Origin of the sequence: Delftia sp. GW456-R20, assembly GCF_001622915.1 — a bacterium.
GTDB lineage: Bacteria > Pseudomonadota > Gammaproteobacteria > Burkholderiales > Burkholderiaceae_C > Comamonas > Comamonas acidovorans.
Genome location: NZ_LWCN01000005.1, coordinates 578,521 through 602,138, shown reverse-complemented (window position 1 = coordinate 602,138; position 23,618 = coordinate 578,521). Strand labels below are relative to the sequence as shown.

The window sequence follows — 23,618 nt, the reverse complement described above, 5'->3', positions numbered from 1 at the left end:
CTTCGATGACCCACACCACACGCCCCGCCTGGCCTTCCCCTCTTGCCGGCCGCACTGCCATGAAGCCGGGCGTGGCCATCGTCTGTGGCGTCCACCATGTCCAGCTGTCCTTCCCGGCGCGCGCCCAGGCGGCCATGGAGCGCTTTTATGGCGAAGTGCTGGGCCTGTCTGCCCTGACCGTTGCCGGGCGTCCGGGCCTGAGCTTTCTGGCCGGCGGGCAGCGCATTGATCTGGTGCCCTACAAGGGGCAGTCCGGCGGCACCGAGCGCGCGGCGGGCAACCTGGTGCACCTGGCGCTGACGGTCAGCGACGTGGATGCGCTGCGCCAGCAGTTGCTGGTGCACGGCGGCCTGGCGCTGGAGGTGGCGCCCGTGAGCGAGGGCCGGCGCTGCTATGCGCGCGACCCCGCAGGCAATCTGATCGAGCTGCTGGAGCTGCCCCGCGAGGCAGCGGCCGATGCCCCGGACGAGCCGGCCGTGGCCTGTTCGGCCTGAAAGCCTCTCGCCGCCCCCTCTCTCTTTCCTTTCTGCTTTTGCCTTCCACAGGCCCGGGCCGCACCGGCCCCGGGCGGAGCCTTGCCCATGAACTTCCAGCAACTGCGCTATGTGCGCGAAACCGTGCGCCGCGGCTACAGCCTGACCGAGGTGGCCCACACGCTGCACACCTCCCAGCCTGGCGTGAGCCGGCAGATCCGCGAACTGGAGGAAGAGCTGGGCGTGGAGATCTTCATCCGCGCAGGCAAGCGGCTGACCGGACTGACGCCGCCCGGCGAGGCGCTGCTGCCCATCGTCGAGCGCCTGATGCTGGAGGCCGACAACCTGCGCCGCGTGGGCGCCGACTTCAGCGCCAGCGAGCAGGGCCGGCTGTCGATTGCCGCCACCCACTCCCAGGCCCGCTATGCGCTGCCCCACGTGGTGCGCGACTTCCGCCAGCGCTATCCGCAGGTGCGCCTGCACCTGCACCAGGGCTCGCCCGAGCAGGTGGCGCAGATGCTGCGCAGCGGCGAGGCCGACATCGGCGTGGCCACCGAGGCGCTGGCCGGCTATGAAGGCTTGGTCGCGCTGCCCTGCTACCGCTGGACGCATGGCGTGGTCGTGCCGCCCGGCCACCCGCTGCTGCAGTCGCAGCAGGCGCTGACGCTGGAGGCGCTTTCGCGCTTTCCCATCATCACCTACGAGCAGGGCTATACGGGCCGCGCCCACATCGACGAGGCCTTTGCGCGCGAGGGCCTGGAGCCCGACGTGGTGCTCACGGCCATGGATGCCGACGTGATCAAGACCTATGTGGAGCTGGACATGGGCGTGGGCATCGTCGCCTCGGTGGCGCTGGATGCCGAGCGCGACCAGGGCCTGCGCACGCTGGACGCCGGCCACCTGTTCGAGGTCAACACCACGCGGCTGGGCCTGCGCAAGGGCGCCTGGCTGCGCGGCTATGCCTATGCCTTCATCGAGACCTTCGTGCCCACGCTGACGCGCGAGGTGGTCGAGCAGGCCGTGCGCCAGGGCGTGGAGCCCGAGTAGGCAGACAAAGGGGGGGCCGGCCTCAGCCCGGCTCGCGCGCCATCTCCAGCAGGGTGTCGCCGGTCACGCGATAGCGGATCCACTCGGTCTGGGGCAGGGCGCCCAGGCGGTCGTAGAACTCGATGGAGGGCAGGTTCCAGTCGAGCACGCTCCACTCGAAGCGGCCGCAGTCCTTCTCGACGGCGATCTGCGCCAGGCGGCGCAGCAGCGCCGTGCCCGCGCCCAGGCCGCGCGCCTCGGGCGTGACGTAGAGGTCTTCGAGGTACAGGCCGTGGCGGCCCTGCCAGGTCGAGTAATTGAAGAAGTAGACCGCAAAGCCCACGGGCTGGTCGCCATGCAGGCAGATCAGGCCGAAGACGGCGGGGTTGTCGGCAAACAGGGTGCGCTTCACATGCTCTGGCGTGGCCAGGACTTCATGCTCGGCTTTTCATAGACGGCGAGTTCGCGCACGAAGCGGACGATGAGCTCGGCGTCATCGGGGGTGGCGGGTCGGATCTGTAGGGTGGTAGTCATTCAATCGCGGGGAACACGGGAAGCCCGGAAAAACGGTATTGCGGCGCAAGATGGCGCCGCAATCTCCGGTTTTAGCCGATTTTCACGCCCGTGTCCGCCAGGGGCTGTTGCACCGGAAGGGGCAGGAACTGGCGCAGGATCTGGAAGTGGTCCTCGAAGAACGCGCTTTCCATGGCGGGCAGGTCGCAGACGGCCACCCAGCGCGCCAGTGCCGCATCGTCGCCGCCCTGCACGGGCGGCAGCGAGGGCAGCACGCCCAGGTCCAGGTAGTGCACATGGGTGATGGTGCGCCCGCGCAGGCTGCGGTCGGGATGGTCGAAGACCTGCACGGACTGCAGGGCCGCCTGCAGGTCGGCCTCGCTGAGCGTGGAGCAGGTCTCCTCGCGCAACTCGCGCAGGCAGGACTGCCACAGCGTGTCGCGCGGCTCCAGAAAGCCGCCCGGCAGCGCCCACAGGCCCAGGCCCGGGGCATGGCCGCGGCGTATCAGCAGGATGTGGTCCTGTTGCGCGTCTTCGTGCGGCACACGGCAGCGCAGCAGCGCATCCACGGTCACGAAGACGGGCGGGTAGGGCGCCGCAGCCCAGGCCTGGCGGTACCGGGCCAGCATGCGCCATTCCTCGCGCATCTGCGCATGGACGGGCGTGGTGGCCCATTGGCGCAGGAACTGCAGGGTGGCGGGCGGCACCTGGGCGGCCAGGGCCTCGAAGTCCACGCCGGATTCGCCGAAGTAGATGTCGCGCAGCGGCGTGGCGTCGAACTGGCCCAGGCGCGGCAGGCTGATCAGCTGCCAGCGCGGAAAGCGCGCCAGGTAGCCGCTGGTCGCGTCCTTGAAATGGCCGACCAGGGCCACGCTGGCGCCTTCGGGCACGCAGGACTGCACGGCCTGCTGCACGGCCTGTACCCACAGCGGCTCGTTGTAGTAGTCGCGCACGGGCACGCAGTGCAGGCGGGCCGCGTCGGCCGGCGGCAGCGCCTCGCGCAGCATCTGCGCGCGTTCCTGCCAGCTGAAGGGGTTCTTGGGATTGGGCGCCTGCCAGGCGCTGCCCAGCACGACGACGATCTGCTCGGCACGCTCCAGCGCCGCGCGCAGCAGTGCCATGTGGCCGTTGTGCAGCGGCTGGAAGCGCCCGATCAGCACGGCGGTGTGCACGCGCTCGCTGGTGGCCGGGGTTTCGGTGGGGGCGTCCATGGCGGCAGTCTCTTGCATAAACAGGCTCGGTGGCTTCACTCTGGCTTCATTCGTAGTGGGCGGCAATGGGCATTTGGCGCCCGGTACCGAAGGCGCGCGGGCGCACGCGCAGTATGGGCGGGGCCTGCCGGCGCTTGTACTCGCTGCGGAAGATCATGCGCTTGACGCGCTCAACCAGCTCGGCACCGCCGGGCTGGCCCAGCAGCTGGGTCACAAAACGCTCGGCCGTGCCGTATTCGGCGGTGGACAGGTGCCGGCCCTCGATGGCGTATTTGAGGATTTCGTCCAGCACCGCATAGGGCGGCAGGCTGTCCTCGTCCTTCTGGTCGGGCGCCAGCTCGGCCGAGGGCGGCTTGTCGATGATGGCCTGGGGAATCAGCTCGCGGCCCGCACTGTGGTTGATGTGGCGAGACAGCTCGAAGACCTCGGTCTTGTACAGATCGCCCAGCAGGCCCAGGCCGCCGTTGGTGTCGCCATACAGCGTGCAGTAGCCCACCGAGATCTCGGACTTGTTGCCCGTGGTCAGCAGCAGGTGGCCGAAGGCGTTGGAGTACTCCATCAGCGTGGTGCCGCGGATGCGTGCCTGCAGGTTCTCCAGCGGCAGGCCCTGCAGCGGCTGGCCGAAGCTGGCCTCGAACTGGCGCGCATAGCCGTCGACCAGTTCGCGGATCGGGTGCTCATGCAGCGTGATGCCCAGGTTGCGGCACAGGATCACCGAGTCATCGACCGAGCCGCTCGAGGAAAAGCGCGAGGGCATGGTGACGGCCACCACGTTGTCCGCGCCCAGGGCCTCGGCCGCCAGGGCCAGGGTCAGCGCGCTGTCGATGCCGCCCGAGCTGCCCACCACGGCGCGCGTGAAGCCGCAGCGGCGCGCATAGTCGCGCAGGCCCAGCACGATCTGGCGGCGGTAGAACTCCATGGTGGGCAGGCCTTCGGCCGGCACGCTCATGCAGGGCTGGCCGGCTGCGTCGAGGAAGCGTCCGTCGTCGAACTGCAGCGTGCGCAGGTCTTCGACAAAGCGCTCGGCCTCGAAGACCACGCCGCGCCCGGGCTCCACCGCGAACGAGGCGCCGTCGAACACGATCTGGTCCTGGCCGCCGATCTGGTTCACGTAGAGGATGGGCAGGCCGTGGCGCGTGGCCGCCTGGCCGAAGATCTCGTGGCGCTGCTCGCGCTTGCCCAGGTGGCTGGGGCTGGCGTTGATGCTGACCACCAGGTCGGGGGCGGCGTCGGCCATGCGCGCGAAGGGGTTGGTGGCGTAGTCGGCACCGGCGTCGTTCCAGCCGTCCTCGCACACCAGAAAGCCCACCTGGGCCTGGCCTATGCGCAGCACCTTGGCCGCGTCGGGGCCGGGCTCGAAGTGGCGGCGCTCGTCGAAGATGTTGTAGGTGGGCAGCAGCTGCTTGTCGTAGCGCAGGCGCACCGCGCCGTCCTTGAGCACCAGCAGGCTGTTGTGCAGCGGCTTGCCGGGCCCGCTGGCGCGCGTGGGTGCGCCGATGACCCAGTGCAATTGCGGCCACTGGCGCGTGGCCTGCAGCAGCTGCTGCAAGCCTTGCTCCAGGCGCTCGCGAAAGGCGGGCTCGTCCAGCAGGTCGCCAGGGTAGTAGCCGCACAGCGACAGCTCGGGAAAGACCAGCAGGTCGGCCTGCGCGTGCGCGGCGCGGGCAGCGGCCTCGGCCATGCGGGCCACGTTACCGGCGATGTCGCCGACGGTGGGGTTGAGTTGGGCAATGGTGATGCGCAGCATGAATGGAGCCTTGGCGGTGTCAGGCGGTGTCAGACAGCGACAGGCTGGGCCAGGCCGAAGACCTGGCGCAGATAGGCCAGATAGGTTTCGTCGTTGCACAGCGTCTTGCCCGGCGAGTCCGAGATCTTGGCCACGGGCTGGCCGTTGGCGTGGGTGAGCTTCATCACGATGTTGATGGTCTCCAGCCCCATGTCGTTGGTCAGCCGCGTGCCGATGCCGAAGCCCAGCTGTATGCGGTCGGCAAAGCGCTGGTACAGGGCCAGGGCCGTGTCCAGGTCCAGGCCGTCGGAGAACACCAGGCGCTTGGCCTGGGGGTCTATGCGCAGCTTCTGGTAGTGGGCGATGGCCTTCTCGCCCCAGGCATACGGGTCGCCCGAGTCGTGCCGCAGCCCGTCGAAGAGCTTGGCGAAGTACATGTCGAAATCGGCCAGGAAGGCATCCATGCCCACGGTGTCGGTCAGGGCCACGCCCAGGTCGCCCCGGTACTCCTGCACCCAGTCCTCCAGCGCGGCGATCTGGAAGTCGCGCAGGCGCACGCCCTGGGCCTGGTAGCTCTGCAGGTACTCATGGGCCATGGTGCCGATGGGCACGATGCCGAAGTCGCGCGCCAGCAGCACGTTGGACGTGCCCTTGAACCACTGCGCCGTCTGCGTGGCAAAGGCCTGGACCACCTCGCGCTGCCAGGCGCCCGAGAAGCGCCGGCGCACGCCGAAGTCGAACAGCTCGAAGGGATTGCGCAGCCTGGCCTCGCAGGCCAAGTGGCGCAGGCGCTCGATCTTGCCGGCCAGGCGCCTGCGGCCTTCGGCCAGCGCCGCCTCGGCGTCGAAGCGCCGGAAATACAGCTCGTTGACGATGGCCAGCACATAGATCTCGAAGCCCATCACATGGACCTGGGGGCCCTTGGCCTCGATGTGCAGGGTGTCGCCATCGGCCCAGGCACGGATGAAGGCGCGCTGGAACTGGAAGATGCGCAGAAAGTCGATGAAGTCGCTCTTCATGAAGCGCAGCCCGCCCAGGTAGGCCAGGTCTTCGGGCGTGAAGCGCAGCGCGCACAGGGCGTCCAGCTCGCGCTCCACCTCGGGCAGCAGCTCGGCCAGCGGGAAGGCCGTCTTCGTGCGGCAGACGAATTCGTATTCGGCCTCGGTCTGGGGATTGCGGTGCAGCATGGCCTGCCACATCGTGAATTTGTAGAGATCGGTGTCGAGCAGGCTGGTGATGATGGGAGCCATGGTGCGATGCTGGGGAAACAGGAAAGGGGGCTGCGCGCGGGAAGGCGGTACGGCCCCTACAGGTGGAGTTCTTGGCTGGAGGCCAGCCGCAATCCGCGGGCCTGCATGGCTGCCAGGAAATCATGGTGCGCAGACTCGAAGCCCGGCACCGGGCTCATGGCGTCGTGCATCAGCACGATGCGCTCAGGATGGGGAAGGTGCTCGACCAGATGCTCGACCGTGGAGCGCACGCAGTGACTGCTCGCCTCGCCCGCGACCACCAGCAGCCCGGCGCGGTCCAGCCGCTCCAGCAAACCGGTGTTCAGCAGGGTCGCCGGATCGGCAGGGTCCGGCACCTCGGCCTGCAGGGCGCTGTAATGCTCGGTCCAGGGATTGAGCCCCTTGAAAACGTTGTACACGGCGCGCTGGCGCTGCTGCTGCCAGTCGCCACAGGCCGCCAGCACATCGGCATGGATACCGTGGCCCCAACTGCCCACTTCGCAGTGCACGGGCCAGATCATCAGCGTGTAGCGGCTGTTGGCTTCAAGTGCATCCAGATATTCCAGGCTGCGCTGCAGCGCCCCGGCGTTGCGCGGCCGGAACACCCCCGCCCGCACCTGCGCCGCCGTGATCGCGGTGAACGGCGCCACATCGCCGCTATCGTCGCCATCGCCCTGTTGCCAGAAAGCCGGATGGGCAATGTCATAGCGCTGGTGCGAATCCAGCGTCACCGTGATGGCGTCCACCTTCGCCCCCTCGCGCCGAATCCATCCGCCCAGCCGCTGCATGTCGGCATGGGCGCCCGCCACGGGAAGGCTGGGACGTTGCCCGCCAGGACACCAGTCCTCAGGCAGATCGCAGAAGTCGTTCTGGGGGTCTATGACCAGGAGCTGAGTGGTGGCAGATGGCATATATATGAGGGTGCACGCAAGCAACAGTGCGTGGCAGGTGCATCAGGTCAATGCTTCAGTGTAGTGCTGCAGGAACCTCGTCTGTCACCAAGGCTTGATCCTGCCGCTTCTTCAGGGGCTGTGAAATACGGCGTCACATCCCTGTCAAGGCCAGGGCGAAACGAGAGGGGAAGCGGCTTCGGAACATGATGCGGAACCTACAATGGGAGGTTTTACGTATTCCCTGGGTGGTTTGGACCGTTTCATACGGCAATAGCGCTGGTTTCGGGCGTGCCCTGCATCAACCGAATGCGTTCATTCGGTAGCTTTTGATTATCAATATGGCTTCCCTTCAGGTAACAACGACTTTCATGGGCATAGGGTTGGCCGCGCTGATCCTGTACCTGATTCGGCGCGACCACCTCTATCTCATGCACGGCCTGTTCTGGGTGGTCGTTGCCGTGGCTGCCGTCGTGCTGGGCGTCTGGCCTGGGATGATCAACCGCCTGGCAGCGGTGCTGGGCATCAGCTATCCACCGGCCATGCTGCTGCTGCTGGCCAGCATCGTCCTGCTCATCAAGGCCTTGCATGCCGACATGGTCAATACCCGCATCGAGCGCGATGTGCGGCGGTTGAATCAGCGGTTGGCGATGCTGGAGGCCGATGCTGAAAATCTTCGTCACGCTTCTTCTGACTCCTCGTCCTCATGACCTCTCCTCTGCTTCCCGTTATTTTGTGTGGGGGCTCCGGCACCCGGTTGTGGCCGCTCTCGCGTGAAACCTATCCAAAGCAGTTCCTGGCACTTAGCGGTGACGGGGTATCCATGCTGCAAGACACAGCGAAGCGATTGGATGGCGTGGCCTCCCATATCCCGAAGGCCCCTCCTATCGTGATCTGCAATGGCGAGCATCGCTTTCTGGCTGCTCAACAGTTGCATGAGGCAGGTATCGAAGGAGCCAGGCTGGTGCTGGAGCCTGTGGGCCGCAACACGGCTCCTGCGTTGACACTGGCCGCCCTTGTGGCAGAGCCGCACGCGGTAATGCTCGCAATGCCCGCTGACCATGTGATGAACAATCTGACCCAGTTGCATGAAGCTGTGCAGACAGCCTGGCAACTGGCCAAGGACGGGGCCATGGTGACCTTCGGCATCGTGGCCAATCGCCCGGAAACAGGTTACGGCTACATCCAGAAGGCTCAAGCGATTGAAGGCCACGCAGCCTTTGCCATCAAGAGCTTTGCTGAGAAGCCCAGCCTGGAGGTGGCACAAACCTACCTTGAAAGCGGCAACTACCTGTGGAATAGCGGACTGTTCATGGTCCGCGCGGACCAGTGGCTCAAGGCCATGGCCGCCTTGCAGCCGCAGATGCTGCAGGCCTGCCAGGCTGCCATCGAAAAAAGCAGCCAGGATCTGGACTTCATCCGTCCCCACAGCGAAATCTTCGCCAGTTGCCCCGCCGACTCGATCGACTATGCGGTCATGGAGCACTTGCCTAGCAATCAGGACCTGGGAATTCCCGCTCGCGTGGTGCCCCTGGATGCTGGCTGGTCCGACCTTGGCGCCTGGGATGCCTTGTGGGACGTGCTGCCGCGTGATGCCCAAGGCAACGCTCACGCGGGCCAGACATTGGCAATCGATACGAAGAACAGCTTGCTGTTTTCCGAGACATGCCTTGTGGCTACCGTGGGTGTGGACAACATCGTCGTGGTGGAAACAGCCGATGCCATCCTGGTGGCGGACAAGCGCCGGACACAGGATGTCAAGAAGATCGTGGCAGAACTGAAGGCGCAAAAGCGCAAGCTGGCCTCCTCGCATCGCAAGGTACACCGTCCCTGGGGCTGGTACGACAGCATCGACAGCGGCGAGCGCTTTCAGGTCAAGCGCATCGTGGTCAACCCGGGTGCGCAGCTCAGTCTGCAGATGCACCATCACCGGGCCGAGCACTGGGTGGTGGTCAAAGGTACGGCTGAAGTCACCAATGGCGACAAGACCTTCCTGCTGGCGGAAAACGAGTCCACCTTCATCCCCCTGGGGCATACGCATCGCCTGGCCAATCCCGGCAAGGTTCCTCTCGAGATCATCGAAGTCCAGTCGGGCAGTTATCTGGGGGAAGACGACATTGTTCGATTCGAGGATACCTATGGCCGTGTAGCGACCGCATTGGAGAGCAATTGAGCATGCCAGGTCTTGCCATGCTACGTGCCCTATGGGCGTATCGCGGCTTTGTATGGAGCAGCGTCATGCGGGAATTTCATGGGAAATACCGCGAATCGCTGCTGGGAGCATTCTGGTCAGTGGCCAATCCACTGACCATGATCATCATCTATACCGTGGTGTTTGGTCAGCTCATGCGTCCAACGCTTCCCGGGCATGAGCAGATGCCCTTTGCTTTCAGTATTTATCTCTGTGCAGGTGTTACGACTTGGGGACTGTTCTCGGAAATGCTGATGCGCTTGAATAGCGTATTTTTGGAACATGGAAATTTGATAAAAAAGTCAAATTTCCCCCGCATCTGCCTCCCTGTCATCGTTACCATTTCGTCGCTGATTAATTTTGGTATCGTTTTCTTTTTATACCTGGTATTTCTTGCAATCATTGGTCATTGGCCTGGATGGTCTCTTCTCGCATTGATTCCCTTGCTTGCCTTGCAGCTTCTCTTCACGTTGGGATTGGGTGTGCTTCTGGGGACTCTTAACGTGTTCTTCAGGGATGTAGGGCAGCTTACGGGAGTGGTTCTTCAGTTTTGGTTCTGGTTGACACCTATTGTTTACACATTGCCAGCCCTTCCGCAGCAGGTGCGCGATGCAATGCGCTTCAATCCCATGCATCCTCTGATTGCTGCTTATCAGCAAATATTTCTAGACAAAACCACTCCGGATTTCGGCTCTTTGCTTCCCTTGTGTGGACTGACCATGATCTTTATCTTCATGGGCGCGAAGTTCTTTCTGAATCGGGTTGGTGAACTGGTGGATGAACTCTAATGAATACCCTTGTTATATCTGGGGTCAGCAAAGCTTACAAGCGATACAAGGGGAAATGGTCTCGGATACGTGAATGGCTGACCGGCATGTCTGGACATGAAAAGACTTGGGTTCTACGAGATGTCGATATCGTCGTGAAACAAGGCGAGTCTGTTGGCATCGTTGGAGTGAATGGTGCCGGCAAGAGCACCCTGCTGAAAATTATCACGGGGACGACGCAGCCAACCAGCGGCAGTGTCGAAGTCAATGGACGAGTGGCTGCATTGCTTGAACTGGGCATGGGATTCCATCCGGACTTCACGGGTCGCCAAAACGTCTACATGGCTGGCCAGTTGCTGGGGTTGCGTTCTGAGGAAATTGCGGAATGCATGCCAGAGATTGAAGCCTTTGCTGAAATCGGCGATTACATAGAGCGTCCTGTTCGCACCTACTCCAGTGGCATGCAAATGCGTCTTGCGTTCAGCGTCGCCACGGCAGTAAGACCGGATTTGCTGATCGTTGATGAAGCCCTTTCCGTGGGAGATGCATATTTCCAAGCAAAGTGCTACCAGCGGATTGCGGAATACAAAGAGCAGGGAATGACTCTATTGTTGGTATCGCACAGCCCGGGAGACTTGGTGAAGCATTGCGATAGGGCTATTCTTCTTAAAGATGGAAGAGTGAAGAGAGATGGCACTGCACGCTCCGTAACCAATGAATATCTGGATGAGCTTTTTGGGAAGAAAAATAAAGAAAAAAATGGGAATGAGGTAGAGGATTCTGTTAAAAAAGAGATATTGTCTGGAGACAAGGATGTTTTTCAAACGCGTCCTGGCTACCACGCAAACGAGCATCGCTGGGGCCATGGCGGGGCCAGTATCATCGATTATATTTTCGTTTCAGGTAGAAAAGAATTTCCTTCAACAATCGAGGGCAATGCTGCAGCTGAATTCTATTTCAAAGTCAAATTTGAAGAAGACTTCGAAAATGTGGTTCCGGGATTTTTGATAAAAACTCTGGAAGGTATATTCGTCTATGGCACGAATTCCTTCATCGCGTCTGGGAGCGCTGAAGAAATTCCTGTAGTTGCTGGTGATACAAAGTTATTCAAGTTCACCATGCCTATTAATTTGAATGAGGGCTATTATTTGATCTCGTTCGGAGTCTCGTCTGGTAATCCTCTTCAAGAGCTTAGACCGATTGATCGGCGCTATGATTCGGTAATGATCCATGTTGGACGAGATTTTCCGCTTTCAGGGATCGTGGACTTAAAAGCATCTTTCAGTTGCATTGGGTCTCAAAAATAGACTGCCAGACATGATTGAGTATCTAGTATCTCAGCTTCCCGAGGTGTATCAGCCGATTTATGGCTATCCTGATCTTTCAAGTGGCGTTTCGCGACCATGCCATGATAGATTGGATAAGATCTTTGATGTCTACACCGCTTTGAAGGGCCTGCTTGGCCGCCAGGTGAAGGTCCTTGATCTTGGCTGTGCGCAAGGGTTTTTCAGCCTGAGTCTCGCGCAGTGGGGCGCAAGTGTACATGGCGTGGATTTCCTGGATAAAAACATTACCCTATGCCGAGCTTTGGCCGAGATAAATCCTCAATTGGATGTGAGTTTTGAAGAAAATAGAATCGAGAATGTAATTGAAAATATCGAGCTGGATCAATATGACTTGGTCTTAGGGCTCAGTGTTTTTCATCATATTGCTTATGAAAAAGGCGAAATTTTTGTAAAGGACATTCTTGATCGTCTTGCTTCTCGCACAGGGGTGTTAGTCGTTGAAATAGCGTTGCGCGAAGAGCCGCTATATTGGGCGGCGGCTCAACCGGAAGATCCACGTTCTTTTCTCAAATCCGTAGCTTTCGTTCATGAGATTGCGCGACATTCGACTCATCTTGCGCCAATACCTCGGCCTCTTTTCGTCGCGAGCAACCGCTGCTGGATTCTTGGAAAAACAGCAGAGTATTTTGAGAGCTGGTCAGAAAATCCCCATGCCTTTGCTCAGGGGGTACATGAAGGGGGCCGGCGTTACTTTAACGGGAAGCATCACTTTCTTAAGCTCTTGAGTTTTGATCACAGGCTTGGCTTGCGTAATAGGCAAGAGTACGAGCAAGAAGTAAAAGTCAGAGAGGCTCTTCGTTCCGAGGCCAATATTTCAGAGTTGCTTGACTTCGGCTGTTCTGAAAAAGAAGGTTGGCTGCTGTCTGAGCGTATTCATGGCCGCCTCCTGCTCGACCTTCTTAGGGAAAGAGTTGATTTTGACCGCCAAGCGGTAATTCTATCTGTGTTAGAGCAGTTGGTGCGATTCGAAAGCCATGGTCTTTATCATGATGACGTTCGTTCTTGGAACGTAATGGTTGATGATAAAGAGAAAGCGTATGTAATCGACTATGGATCGATATCGACCAAACCTCAGGATTGTGTATGGCCAAATAACATATTCCTTTCCTTTCTGATATTTGTTTATGAAGTTAGCACTGGGAATGTAGAGGAGCCTGATCCCTTGCGGACAATTGCCATAAGTCCGTTCAGATTACCATATCCATACCGGTCTTGGATTCGCGCGTTCTGGAATATTCCTATGAACAAGTGGACGTTCTGCGATATGCACAGAACTTTGTTGGAGTTTTCTGAAAAGGATCAGGAGGATGAGATTTTCGAAAAAGCGCCAATGGAGGTATGGATGGAGGCGATTGAAGAGGCCGTGCAGCAGCAGAAACTATTCATAAAATACACAAGGCAGCAATATCTCGACAGTATTCGTGAGTCGCGTGATTTTTCCCAGGATGTGGCTGCTTCTCACTCCAAAGAAATAAATTCTCTCAAAGGCGCAATTCAAGATATAGAGAATTTGCTGGCTGCCCGCTTGCATGCACCAGAAATGCTGGAGGCGCGGTTGGTTGCTGAATCGGAGAACTCAAGACTGGAGGCTGAGCTTCTAAATGCTCAGGAAAATCTCAAAGCTCTAGAGGAAAAATTCTCCCTCTTGCAAGACCAGGCTGTCGAGTATGAGCGTCGCGCCATAGCTGCGGAAAATGGGATGCGAGAAAATCTGGCCAAAATAAAAGAGCTGAATACCCATTCTCATAACTGGTGGATTCATGCTACCAAGGCGGAAAAGAATTTCTCTGATGTCAAGAACAGCCTGTCTTGGCGTATAACTGCGCCAGTACGAAGGTGCGGGCGTCTTTGCATATCCGTAGGTTTCTCGGTAAGACATTTATTAAATAGTATTGTTTGCAAGACCATCGAAATTCTTTGGTTGCCGCTGTCACGTCTTATTTCTTTTGTGTTGAAGAGGCCGAAACTTAGTGCATTTCTGAATAATAGGCTTCAAAAATATCCAAAGTTATATGGCCAGTTAATAGACGTGGCTCGTCGAGGTGGGGTCATTCTAGGGAGTGGTGCATATTTGCCTCCAGTAGGCATCGAACGGAACGAGGATGCTGCGCACACAGATATGACTGCACGTGCCCTGCGTATTAAATCCGCACTGGAATCTTCAATAAAAAACAAGAAGAAATAATATGAGAATTTTAATTGATCTCCAAGCTTGCCAAGCTGAAAATAAAAACCGAGGAATAGGTCGATATGCAATGTCTCTTGTTGAAGAGATGTGCGCCAACAACAGAGGTCACGAAATATTGATTTCCCTGAATGGGGGGCTAACTGATAATATATTGCATATTAGATCCCGGTTGGGTAAGTATATTCCAGCAGAAAATTTTAAAATATGGTATCCCTCCGGACGCAGCGCTTACATAAATCAAGGTGAAAAATGGTTCCGCCAATCTTCGGAGCTGCTGCATGAGGCATTCATTGCCAATTTGAAGCCGGACGTGTTGCTGATCAGCAGCTTGTTTGAAGGATTGGTATGCGATGCCTCAACAAGTATTGGGCTGTTTTCTCAAGACCTGCCTACAGCTGTAATTCTGTATGATCTGATACCTTTTATTTATAGAAAGCCATATCTTGAAAATCCCTTGGTCAAGGAATGGTATGAAGAGAAAATAAGCTTTCTACGCAAATCTGGTTTGCATCTTGCAATATCTGCCTCTTCAAGGCAGGAGAGCATACAGTATTTGGGATCGGATCCTCAAAAGGTCATAAATATTTCTGCTGCAGTTGGCCCGCAGTTTCGACATATTACTTTTGATGAGAATGCTGAAGGAAAAATACGTCAGCGGTATGGCTTGGTGAAGCCATATGTGATGTACACAGGGGGAATTGATCATCGGAAGAATATAGAGGGATTGATACGCGCATTTTCCCTGCTTCCTAAAGAGATCAAGGAACAACACCAGCTTGCGATAGTTTGCTCCATTCAGGATATGGATCGGCATAGATTATCCAAACTGGCGAAAGAGCATGGGTTCACTGATACGCAACTGATTCTCACTGGGTTTGTGTCGGAGGAGGATTTGCCACTTCTCTACAATCTAAGCGAAATTTTTGTATTTCCTTCCTTGCATGAAGGATTCGGCTTGCCTGCGCTTGAAGCGATGGCATGTGGGAAGGCAGTTATTGGCTCTAATTGCTCCAGTCTGCCGGAAGTGATCGGCGATCAGGACGCATTGTTTGATCCACATGATGATAAATCCATCATGCAGAAGCTGTTCCAGGTGCTCTCCGATGATGAGCTTAGGAAGAAGCTCGAGCATAGTTCAGTCAAACAAGCCACCAATTTCAGCTGGAAAAAAAGTGCCTCAACAGCTTGGGATGCATTGGAGGCTTATGTCAGACATGAAAAGCAAAAGCAAAGTTTTCCTGAAGATGGAAAGCGGTTACGCTTAGCCTATATATCACCCCTGCCCTCGGAAAGAAGTGGCATATCTGACTATAGTGCCGAGCTTCTGCCAGAACTGGCCAAGCACTATGAGATTGATGTTGTTACTGATCAGAAAGAAATTTCCTCCACATGGATCAATAGCAATTGCACTCGTCGAAGTATCGATTGGTTCTCAAATAATTACGGCCACTACGATAGGGTTCTGTACCATTTTGGTAATTCTCACTTCCACCAGCATATGTTTGCACTGCTGCAAGCATATCCAGGAGTAGTTGTCCTCCACGATTTCTTTCTGTCTGGTATCGTTGCCCATATGGAATGCTCCGGGATTGAGTCTGGGATATGGGTCCAGTATCTTTATGACAGTCATGGCTATCCCGCATTAAAAAAGCGAATCGATGCCAAAGATACTGCAGATGTTGTCTGGGAATATCCTTGCAATTTTACCGTGCTTCAGAATGCTCTGGGTCTAATAGTACATTCAAAAAACTCCATAAAATTGGCGGAGAACTGGTATGGTGCTCAGGAAACGAAAAAATGGGCGATGATTCCTCACCTTCGGACATTCTCTGAGGTAAATGATCTTGAACGTCTAAAGGCTCGCACAGAGCTTGGAATCGATCAGGGGGATTTGGTTGTGTGCAGTTTCGGGTTGCTCGGCAAAACGAAATTGAATCATAGATTGCTTGAGGCTTGGCTGAGCTCGGCGCTTTGCCATGATCAAAAATGCTTACTGATTTTTGTAGGTGAGAACGATAGCGGAGCCTATGGAAGGCAACTGCTGGACAGGATTGCCAGTAGTGAATGCAAATCTCGCATATCGATTACTGGTTGGGCCGATGAGGGAAAATTTCGTACTTATTTGAAAGCCGCCAATATTGGGGTGCAGCTTCGAACACTCTCTCGAGGAGAAACTTCCGGTACGGTATTGGATTGCATGAACTATGGTCTGGCCACCATAGTGAATGCAAATGGCAGTATGGCCGATTTACCAAACGACGGTGTTTACAAGCTGCCAGACGATTTCCGCGATCAGGAATTGATTGAAGCTCTGGAGCTTTTTCATACTGAAGTCGGTCGACGCGCTGAGCTTGGAGTGAGAGCTCAGGAAATCATAAATTCCCAGCATGACCCCAAAAAATGCGCTGAAGATTATCAAGTTGCGATCGAGGGATTCTACAGAAATGGGAACCCTGTCATTCCACGCTTGATCGATAAGATTTCAGGCCTGGGGGGGGAGTCCGTAGATTCAAAGAATATATTTGCCCTCTCCAAAGAGATTGACAGATCTGTTGAAACTGGTCTGAAGCAAAAGCAAATTCTAGTTGACGTCTCTGAGCTGATTCAGCGGGATGCGAGAAGCGGCATACAACGAGTTGTGCGATCCATTCTCCAAGAGTGGTTGTCTAATCCTCCTCAAGGTTATAGGGTTGAGCCAGTATATGCGTGCAGCTCGAAAAACGGCTACAAATATGCCAGACGCTTTACTTTAGGATTCTTGAATTGTCCTGGCAACTATCTGCTGGATGAGCCGATAACTTATGGCTCAGGCGATTATTTCATCGGGCTTGATTTGCAGCCAACAATAGTTTCCTCTCAAAGGGCTGTGTATCAGTCCATGAGGCAGGCTGGAACGGTTGTCAAATTTGTGGTTTACGATCTGCTTTTAATAAAATTTCCTCAATATTTTCTGAGCGGTGGCAGTCAGCAATTTGAGGAATGGCTGGATGTAGTTTCAGAGTCTGATGGTGCTATTTGCATATCCAAAAGTGTTGCAGATGACTTGAAAGACTATCTGGAGCGGAAAAGTTTGCGGCAGACATCAGACTTTCAAATTGACTGGTTTCATTTGGGCGCGGATTTACAGTATTCGCTACCCACGCGTGGAATGCCCGAAAACTCCAATCAAGTGTTAAATGCGTTGCACGCACAGTGCAGCTTTCTTATGGTTGGAACGTTGGAACCACGTAAAGGGCATGAACAGATTCTTTCCGCTTTCGAGATTTTGTGGGAGAGCGGTCATCAGTTCAATCTGATTATTGTTGGGAAAAAAGGCTGGATGGTTGATGCGCTGGTAGATAGAATAAAGAACCATAACAGAAATGGCGTTAGTTTGTTTTTGATAGAAAATGCCAGCGATGAATATCTTGATAAAATTTATGAAAACAGCAAGTGCCTTTTGGCTGCTTCTTACGATGAGGGCTTTGGATTACCATTAATTGAGGCAGCCAAGCATAGTATTCCAATCCTTGCGAGAGATATTCCTGTATTCCGCGAAGTCGCAGGTGACGCTGCCTTATATTTTTCTGCAGATAATGCTGAGCAGATGTCGAATGAAATCCTGAGCTGGGCAAGAAAATATAGCGCCGGAGATATTCAAGAGTCGAAAAATATGCCGTGGTTGACTTGGCGACAAAGTGCAGATAATTTATTTAAAGCTTTATTTTAATATAGAGTTTATAAATGATTAAATCGTATGTTTTCAAAATTAAATAAATACAATTCATATGCAAAAAAAGGGGTTATTCCTCTTCTTTGCATTTTTCTTTTATTAAATATATTTCTATTGTCGAAATATATATTTCATGAGTATTTTGCATATTTTCATTCCGATAGTGCTGCAAAAGTTCTTTTGGCCGTTGAGATCTATGATCGAGGCGATTTTTTTCCGAAAGACTGGAATTATGTAAATAGTGACCTTTTTATAGTTTTTGGGCACGTTTTTATAATTCCATTACTGAAATTCATGATGCCTGGTTATGAGGTTCATGCTATTTCTGGATTTATTTCTGCATTATTGATAATGCTAGGAGTGGCGGCACTACTGGGCGCTATGAAAGTTCCCAGAACGAGAGTGATTGCAGTATTGGCCGTTGTTTCTGCTGGATTCTCTGGATTCGTGGCAGAGAATTTCTATGGGCAGGTTTCTTACGGTCCTGCGATCTATCTGACTTGCTTCCTGCTATGTTCCTGTATCCATTTTTTGGACGATGGCAGGATAGGCAGTGGACGAGCCTGGGCAGGTTTGTTCTTCGTGATTTTGTTTCTGGTGGTGTGGGCTAACCCAGTGCGAGCACTGGTTATCTATTGCATACCATTATTCTGCGCTCTTGCATATCCTTTGATATGTGATACTTCTATCTCACTAAGAAGTAAGAATGCACTGAAAGTCCTGTGTTGTTTGTTGTTCTTTTCCATTATCGTTGGCGGAGTGCTTCATATATTGACGTTGCGAGGTGTCAATAATGTATATGGTGTTGCCAGTGCGAAATGGCTTTCTTATGATTTGATGGCCAGAAATATTGGCCTGCTGATGCAGGAGTTTCTGGCAATCTTGGGAGGGATACCGCCTGCAAATGACAGTGTGACAAGCATCTGGGGAATATATTTCGCCGCTCGCCTGATGGCGGCCCTGCTTATCATGGTATTGGTTCCGGTTACTGTGCTCCGTATATTTGCAAAAAATAGTGTAATTGGAACAATACCAGTCATATTTTCGGTAATGGCATTTTTAATTATTTTGTTTTTTCAGGTATTTACAAGTGTCCCTGAGATGAGCGACCCAATACAAAGCGCTCGTTATCTCGTTCCTTCAGTCTTTCTCTTGGTCCTATTAACGCTTGTCCATCCGATGGATTATAAGCGTGATTTTATATTCTCGGCTGCGCTGCTTGCGGTACTTTCTGTAAATATAGTTTCTGCTTATTTTAATTATTTCAGATCCAACATAAATAGCCAAGTTTCCATCAACTCTGGTGAAATTATTGAGGGCAGAGTAAAGTTCATTGAGTTTCTGGCTGAAAATAAATTGAACTATGGATACGCCACCTTTTGGAATTCTGGAAAAAATAGTGTTTTGAGTGATGGTCGTTCGTTGATTCGGCAAGTCCTGATTAATGGTGGGCTTCCGATGCCAATGAGACATCTGTCTTCAAATGCGTGGTATCTTCCTGATGCATGGACGGGCGAAACTTTCCTGATGCTAAATCAAGAGGAGAGCAAGGCTATAGACTGGGCCAGGATGAAAAGAATGGGTGCTGTTCCCTATCGTGTATTGAAGTATGAGCAGTTTGAATTCTATGTTTTCAAGGAAAATATTGCAGGAATAATCCCTGGCTGGGACTATGAATATAGAAAAGAGCAGTCATTTCGTGCCGATCCTCAATCATTAACGCAGGTTGGGAAATATATAGGCTCTGCTGATAATGATGGCGGTGTGATTGTTGCAGACAAGGGTGCACGTGGAGCTGTGCACTATGGCCCTTATATAAATGTAGGCGCGGGAAACTATGTAGTCACCTTTAATGTTGACGCAGAATTTAACGAAAAAGGCTCTGTGCGCTTAGATGTGGCATCAGCTCCCGATCAGAGAATTATCAACGAAATTACTCTTGATCAGATGGATAAGCCGTTTGAAATGCTTGTAAGCGTTAATAAATTAAGAACTCTGGAATTTAGGGTATGGGCACTTGGTGAAGGAAAAATATCGTTCAAGAGTGTTGGTATTAGAAGAGTTATCGATTAGCTATTTGTCTTTAAGATTGCATAAATTTTAAATACTTTGATAAATAGATCTACTTGGGGATAAATTTGAATATTTCCGTCGTCATTCCTTGCTTTCGTTCTCAGTCTACGATAAAGGGGCTATATTCTAGACTGGTGACTACTATGGAGTCATTGACCGATGATTTTGAAATTCTCTTCATAGAGGATTGTGGGGGGACAACACGTGGGATCTTATTAGTGAGCTGGCAGCCAATGACAGCAGAGTTCATGGTATCAAGCTGGCCAGAAACTACGGACAACACAACGCATTGCTTTGTGGAATTAGAGCTGCCCGAGGTGAGGTCATAGTAACTATTGACGATGATCTACAAAATCCACCTGAGGAGATCTATAAGCTTCTTGAGAAGCTAGACCAAGGTTTCGATGTGGTTTATGGTTCGCCTGCTAGGGAAACGCATGGCTTATTGAGGGACGCTGCATCTAAGATTACAAAGATTGCGTTACAAAGCTCCATGGGAGTAGAGTCTGCAAGCAAGGTAAGCGCATTTCGAGCGTTTAGGACGCATTTAAGAAATGCTTTTGCCAGCTATCAAAGTCCTGCTGTAAATATTGAGGTTCTGTTGACCTGGGGTACTACGAGATTCTCGTCGGTAGTCGTGAGGCAGGATGAAAGGACGCAGGGAGAATCTGGGTACAGTCTTAAGAAATTAATAACCCATGCTATTAATATGATGACTGGATTTTCTACTTTGCCTCTTCAGATCGCCAGTGTTTTAGGCCTTATGTTTGGTGTCATTGGTATTTTAATTTTAATATACGTTGTTGCTAGATACATGCTTTATGGGAGTGCCGTGCCTGGATTTAGTTTTCTTGCCTCCATTATTGCCATATTTTCAGGTGTACAGCTGTTCGCGCTGGGAGTTATTGGTGAATATTTGGCAAGAATGCATTTTCGTTCTATGGAGCGACCTCCATATGTGACGCAATTACGGACGGAGTCTTCTAATTAATTAATTGATTGGATTCTAAGTGCGGGATTGCGATAGAGGAATATATGGCATTTCTAAGTAAAGATCAGTTGATATCGATGGGTTTTAAATATCTGGGTGATAATGTCCGGATTAGTGATAAAGCAGCTATATACAATCCTGAATTAATTGAGATAGGTGATAACTCAAGGATAGACGATTTTTGTGTTTTGTCTGGGCGTGTGATTATTGGTCGAAATGTTCACATAGCAGTATTCAATAATATTGCCGGTGGAGAGCCTGGGGTATATTTGGCAGATTTTTCCGGAGTTGCATATGGCTGCCAAATTTTTTCTCAATCCGATGACTATAGTGGTCGCTCGCTAACAAATCCTACCGTTCCTGACGAATATAAAACTGAAATTAAGGCGGCCGTTTTCTTGGGGCGCCATGTGATCATTGGTGCTTCTTCAATTGTTCTTCCTGGAGTAATAATTGAAGAGGGGTGTTCTGTTGGTGCCATGTCGATGGTGACAAAAAGTACCGAAGCTTGGTCCATCTATTTTGGTATTCCTGCAAAAAAAATAAAAGACCGAAAAAAAGACCTGCTTGAGCTTGAGAAAAAATATTTGGACTCTGAGTGAAAAACAAAAAAGAATATACCCAATTTTTTCGCTATGCGGCAGTGGGTGTTTTATCAAACGTAATTTTATACGTTTTATATTTGCTTGTTACATATTTTGGTGCTTCTGCAAAATGTGCAATGACGATAACATATTCTATCGGCGTGGCTCAGAGTTTTTTGCTAAATAAAAATTGGACTTTTAATTATAAAGGGCGAGTTGGCTCTGCATTTTTTCGATATTTCATTATTTATGCATTTGGATATTTTATTAATTTTATCGCACTGTATATTTTTGTCGATTTAATGATGTGGCCACATAAAATAGTACAAGCTGGCATGATCCTGATTGTTGCTGCTGTTTTATTTTGCTTGCAGAAGGCCTGGGTTTTCAGGAAACACTAATTTTATTAGATCTGGAGTGATTGTGAATATTCCTTTTAATAAGCCTTATATGACCGGTAAGGAGCTTTGGTATATTGCTCAGGCTCATGCACACGGTCATTTGGCTGGTGATGGTAAGTTTACTAAGAATTGCTCCCAGTGGTTGATCCAGAGGACGGGTGCGGAAAAGGCGCTATTGACGCACTCATGTACTGCTGCATTGGAAATGGCTGCATTGCTGGCAAACCTGGGGCCTGGGGATGAGGTGATTATGCCTTCATACACCTTTGTGTCTACAGCAAATGCATTTGTCTTGCGCGGGGCAGTCCCTGTCTTTGTGGATATTCGGCCAGATACATTGAATATTGATGAGAACTTGATCGAGGGGGCTATTACTCCTAAAACACGTGCGATTGTTCCAGTGCATTATGCTGGTGTGGCATGTGAGATGGATACGATCATGGATATCGCTAGACGGCACGATTTGATTGTTATTGAAGATGCTGCTCAAGGGATCATGTCAACCTATAAAGGTAGACCGCTTGGTTCAATAGGCCATATGAGTTGCCTGAGTTTCCATGAAACAAAAAATATTATTTCTGGAGAAGGTGGCGCTTTGCTGCTCAATGATTTGGATTTCGTTCAGCGAGCCGAAATAATAAGAGAAAAGGGTACCAATCGAAGTCAATTTTTCCGCGGCCAAGTTGATAAGTATACTTGGTGCGACATTGGATCTAGTTTTCTGCCTGGTGAGTTAATTTCTGCATTTTTATGGGCTCAAATGGAAGCTGCAGACGAAATAACTCAAAATAGGTTGTCATTGTGGAATACTTATCATCATGCTTTTTCGTCGCTTGAGCGTGAAGGCGTTTTAAGGCGTCCTGTGGTGCCTGAGAAATGCCAGCACAATGCGCATATGTATTATTTGATACTCTCTGATTTGGCTAGTCGGACAGAGTTTATAGAGCGAATGAAGTCGCATGATGTTGGTACGGTATTTCATTATGTTCCCTTGCATTCGGCACCTGCTGGAAAGAAGTTCGGTCGCTGTAGTGGTTCAATGAATGTAACGGAAGAGTATTCAAGTCGCCTTGTGCGGCTTCCGCTTTGGATTGGGCTCGATCAACACATTGGGAATGTAATTTCTTCTGTTGAAAAATCTCTTGCTTAATCTATATATTATGAAATTCTTCTAAGTAGGCAATGGCTATTTGCCTGATTTTGCATTATCAATTTTGAATTGTTGGCTTTCCTAATTTAAATTTCGGGGGATTTATGAGAAATGCGATTGTTACTGGTATCACTGGCCAAGATGGCGCTTATCTGGCACAGTTGTTGTTGGAAAAAGGCTATAAAATCTTCGGAACTTATCGTCGTACTAGTTCAGTCAATTTCTGGCGTATCGAAGAGTTGGGTATAAACAATCACCCGAACCTGCACTTGGTTGAGTATGACTTGACGGATTTGTCATCCAGTATTCGTTTGCTGCAGGCATCCGAGGCTACCGAGGTATATAACTTGGCTGCCCAGAGTTTTGTGGGTGTTTCCTTCGAACAGCCAGTCACCACGGCAGAGATCACTGGAATTGGTGCAGTGAATCTTCTGGAGGCCATTCGCATCGTCAATCCAAAGATTCGCTATTACCAAGCCAGCACCTCCGAGATGTTCGGCAAGGTCCAGGCCATACCTCAATGTGAATCCACGCCGTTTTACCCGCGCAGTCCCTATGGTATTGCCAAGCTATATGCGCATTGGATGACGGTGAATTACCGCGAAAGCTACGGAATTTTTGGAGCCAGCGGGATTTTGTTCAATCATGAAAGCCCGCTGCGGGGTCGCGAGTTCGTCACCAGGAAAATTACCGACTGCGTGGCCAAGATCAAACTGGGCAAGCTTGACGTCCTGGAACTGGGCAATCTGGATGCCAAGCGCGACTGGGGGTTCGCCAAGGAGTACGTGGAAGGCATGTGGCGCATGCTTCAGGTCGATGAACCCGACACCTTCGTGCTTGCCACGAACCGCACTGAGACCGTGCGCGACTTTGTGCGCATGGCCTTCAAGGGTGTGGGTATCACTCTCGACTTCCAAGGGCAAGCGGAAAATGAAGTTGCCTTTGATGTCGCAACGGGGAAGACCGTGATGCGTGTCAACCCCAAGTTCTATCGTCCTGCGGAAGTGGAGCTTTTGATCGGTGACCCTGCCAAGGCCAAGGCGAAGCTTGGTTGGGCACCGAACACGACGCTGGAGGAGCTGTGCCTGATGATGGTGGAGGCCGATTTGCGTCGCAACCAGGCCGGGTTTTCCTTCTGATGGACCCC

Annotated in this window: 18 protein-coding genes and 1 pseudogene; 14 read left to right on the top strand and 5 right to left on the bottom strand. The window is 52.9% G+C overall.

Annotation, left to right across the window (positions count from 1 at the left end):
- Nucleotides 1–5 precede the first annotated feature (5 nt).
- Both A4F85_RS26635 and A4F85_RS26630 read left to right on the top strand, forming a co-directional pair.
- Nucleotides 6–494 carry a VOC family protein gene (locus A4F85_RS26635; protein ID WP_012207409.1) on the top strand — a complete coding sequence of 163 codons (489 nt, stop codon included), beginning with the start codon at nt 6–8 and terminating at the stop codon, nt 492–494.
- Between the two features lie 87 nt (nt 495–581).
- Complete coding sequence (locus A4F85_RS26630) at nt 582–1,520, top strand: CysB family HTH-type transcriptional regulator (RefSeq protein ID WP_013800726.1); 939 nt, start codon at nt 582–584, stop codon at nt 1,518–1,520.
- A 22-nt stretch (nt 1,521–1,542) separates the two neighbouring features.
- Here the strand turns inward: A4F85_RS26630 and A4F85_RS26625 are convergent.
- From A4F85_RS26625 to A4F85_RS26605, 5 genes and pseudogenes are all read right to left on the bottom strand, one after another.
- Nucleotides 1,543–2,033: pseudogene (locus tag A4F85_RS26625) on the bottom strand (GNAT family N-acetyltransferase).
- 71 nt (nt 2,034–2,104) lie between these two features.
- Nucleotides 2,105–3,223 carry a bifunctional nicotinamide-nucleotide adenylyltransferase/Nudix hydroxylase gene (locus A4F85_RS26620; protein ID WP_063328607.1) on the bottom strand — a complete coding sequence of 373 codons (1,119 nt, stop codon included), beginning with the start codon at nt 3,221–3,223 and terminating at the stop codon, nt 2,105–2,107.
- A 46-nt stretch (nt 3,224–3,269) separates the two neighbouring features.
- A complete protein-coding gene (locus A4F85_RS26615; protein WP_063328300.1) occupies nt 3,270–4,970 on the bottom strand; it encodes an NAD+ synthase in 1,701 nt (566 codons plus the stop codon).
- 29 nt (nt 4,971–4,999) lie between these two features.
- Nucleotides 5,000–6,199, bottom strand: coding sequence for a nicotinate phosphoribosyltransferase (gene pncB, locus A4F85_RS26610; protein WP_012207404.1), 1,200 nt, complete (start codon nt 6,197–6,199; stop codon nt 5,000–5,002).
- A 56-nt stretch (nt 6,200–6,255) separates the two neighbouring features.
- Nucleotides 6,256–7,089: a hypothetical protein gene (locus tag A4F85_RS26605; RefSeq protein ID WP_063328299.1), complete on the bottom strand. Its 834-nt coding sequence runs from the start codon at nt 7,087–7,089 to the stop codon at nt 6,256–6,258.
- Nucleotides 7,090–7,409: 320 nt separating this feature from the next.
- Here A4F85_RS26605 and A4F85_RS26600 point away from each other — a divergent pair, with 320 nt between their 5' ends.
- From A4F85_RS26600 to gmd, 12 genes are all read left to right on the top strand, one after another.
- Nucleotides 7,410–7,778, top strand: coding sequence for a DUF2304 domain-containing protein (locus tag A4F85_RS26600; protein WP_034397028.1), 369 nt, complete (start codon nt 7,410–7,412; stop codon nt 7,776–7,778).
- Nucleotides 7,775–9,241, top strand: a complete 1,467-nt coding sequence (locus tag A4F85_RS26595) for a mannose-1-phosphate guanylyltransferase/mannose-6-phosphate isomerase (RefSeq protein ID WP_063328298.1) — start codon at nt 7,775–7,777, stop codon at nt 9,239–9,241. Before A4F85_RS26600 ends, A4F85_RS26595 begins: the two co-directional genes overlap by 4 nt.
- A gap of 2 nt (nt 9,242–9,243) precedes the next feature.
- The gene (locus A4F85_RS26590) at nt 9,244–10,047 is read left to right on the top strand and encodes an ABC transporter permease (protein ID WP_034397026.1); all 804 of its coding nucleotides are present in this window, start codon (nt 9,244–9,246) and stop codon (nt 10,045–10,047) included.
- Nucleotides 10,047–11,333, top strand: a complete 1,287-nt coding sequence (locus A4F85_RS29930; protein WP_082848299.1) for an ABC transporter ATP-binding protein — start codon at nt 10,047–10,049, stop codon at nt 11,331–11,333. The genes A4F85_RS26590 and A4F85_RS29930 overlap by 1 nt, the downstream gene beginning before the upstream one ends.
- 10 nt (nt 11,334–11,343) lie before the next feature.
- Nucleotides 11,344–13,557 (top strand): methyltransferase domain-containing protein, encoded by a 2,214-nt coding sequence (locus A4F85_RS29925; protein ID WP_082848298.1) that lies wholly within the window; start codon nt 11,344–11,346, stop codon nt 13,555–13,557.
- Between the two features lies 1 nt (nt 13,558).
- Entirely contained in the window at nt 13,559–17,269 is a 3,711-nt protein-coding gene (locus tag A4F85_RS26580; RefSeq protein WP_063328606.1) for a glycosyltransferase, read from the top strand.
- 27 nt (nt 17,270–17,296) lie between these two features.
- Entirely contained in the window at nt 17,297–19,345 is a 2,049-nt protein-coding gene (locus tag A4F85_RS30785; RefSeq protein ID WP_156517064.1) for a hypothetical protein, read from the top strand.
- 187 nt (nt 19,346–19,532) lie between these two features.
- Entirely contained in the window at nt 19,533–20,336 is an 804-nt protein-coding gene (locus tag A4F85_RS26575; RefSeq protein ID WP_197485533.1) for a glycosyltransferase, read from the top strand.
- A 44-nt stretch (nt 20,337–20,380) separates the two neighbouring features.
- Nucleotides 20,381–20,938 (top strand): acyltransferase, encoded by a 558-nt coding sequence (locus A4F85_RS26570; protein ID WP_063328296.1) that lies wholly within the window; start codon nt 20,381–20,383, stop codon nt 20,936–20,938.
- Nucleotides 20,935–21,321, top strand: a complete 387-nt coding sequence (locus tag A4F85_RS26565; RefSeq protein ID WP_063328295.1) for a GtrA family protein — start codon at nt 20,935–20,937, stop codon at nt 21,319–21,321. The genes A4F85_RS26570 and A4F85_RS26565 overlap by 4 nt, the downstream gene beginning before the upstream one ends.
- A 22-nt stretch (nt 21,322–21,343) precedes the next feature.
- On the top strand, nt 21,344–22,471 hold the full coding sequence (gene rffA, locus A4F85_RS26560) for a dTDP-4-amino-4,6-dideoxygalactose transaminase (RefSeq protein ID WP_063328605.1): 1,128 nt from the start codon (nt 21,344–21,346) through the stop codon (nt 22,469–22,471).
- A gap of 104 nt (nt 22,472–22,575) precedes the next feature.
- Nucleotides 22,576–23,610 carry a GDP-mannose 4,6-dehydratase gene (gene gmd, locus A4F85_RS26555; RefSeq protein ID WP_063328294.1) on the top strand — a complete coding sequence of 345 codons (1,035 nt, stop codon included), beginning with the start codon at nt 22,576–22,578 and terminating at the stop codon, nt 23,608–23,610.
- Nucleotides 23,611–23,618: the final 8 nt, after the last annotated feature.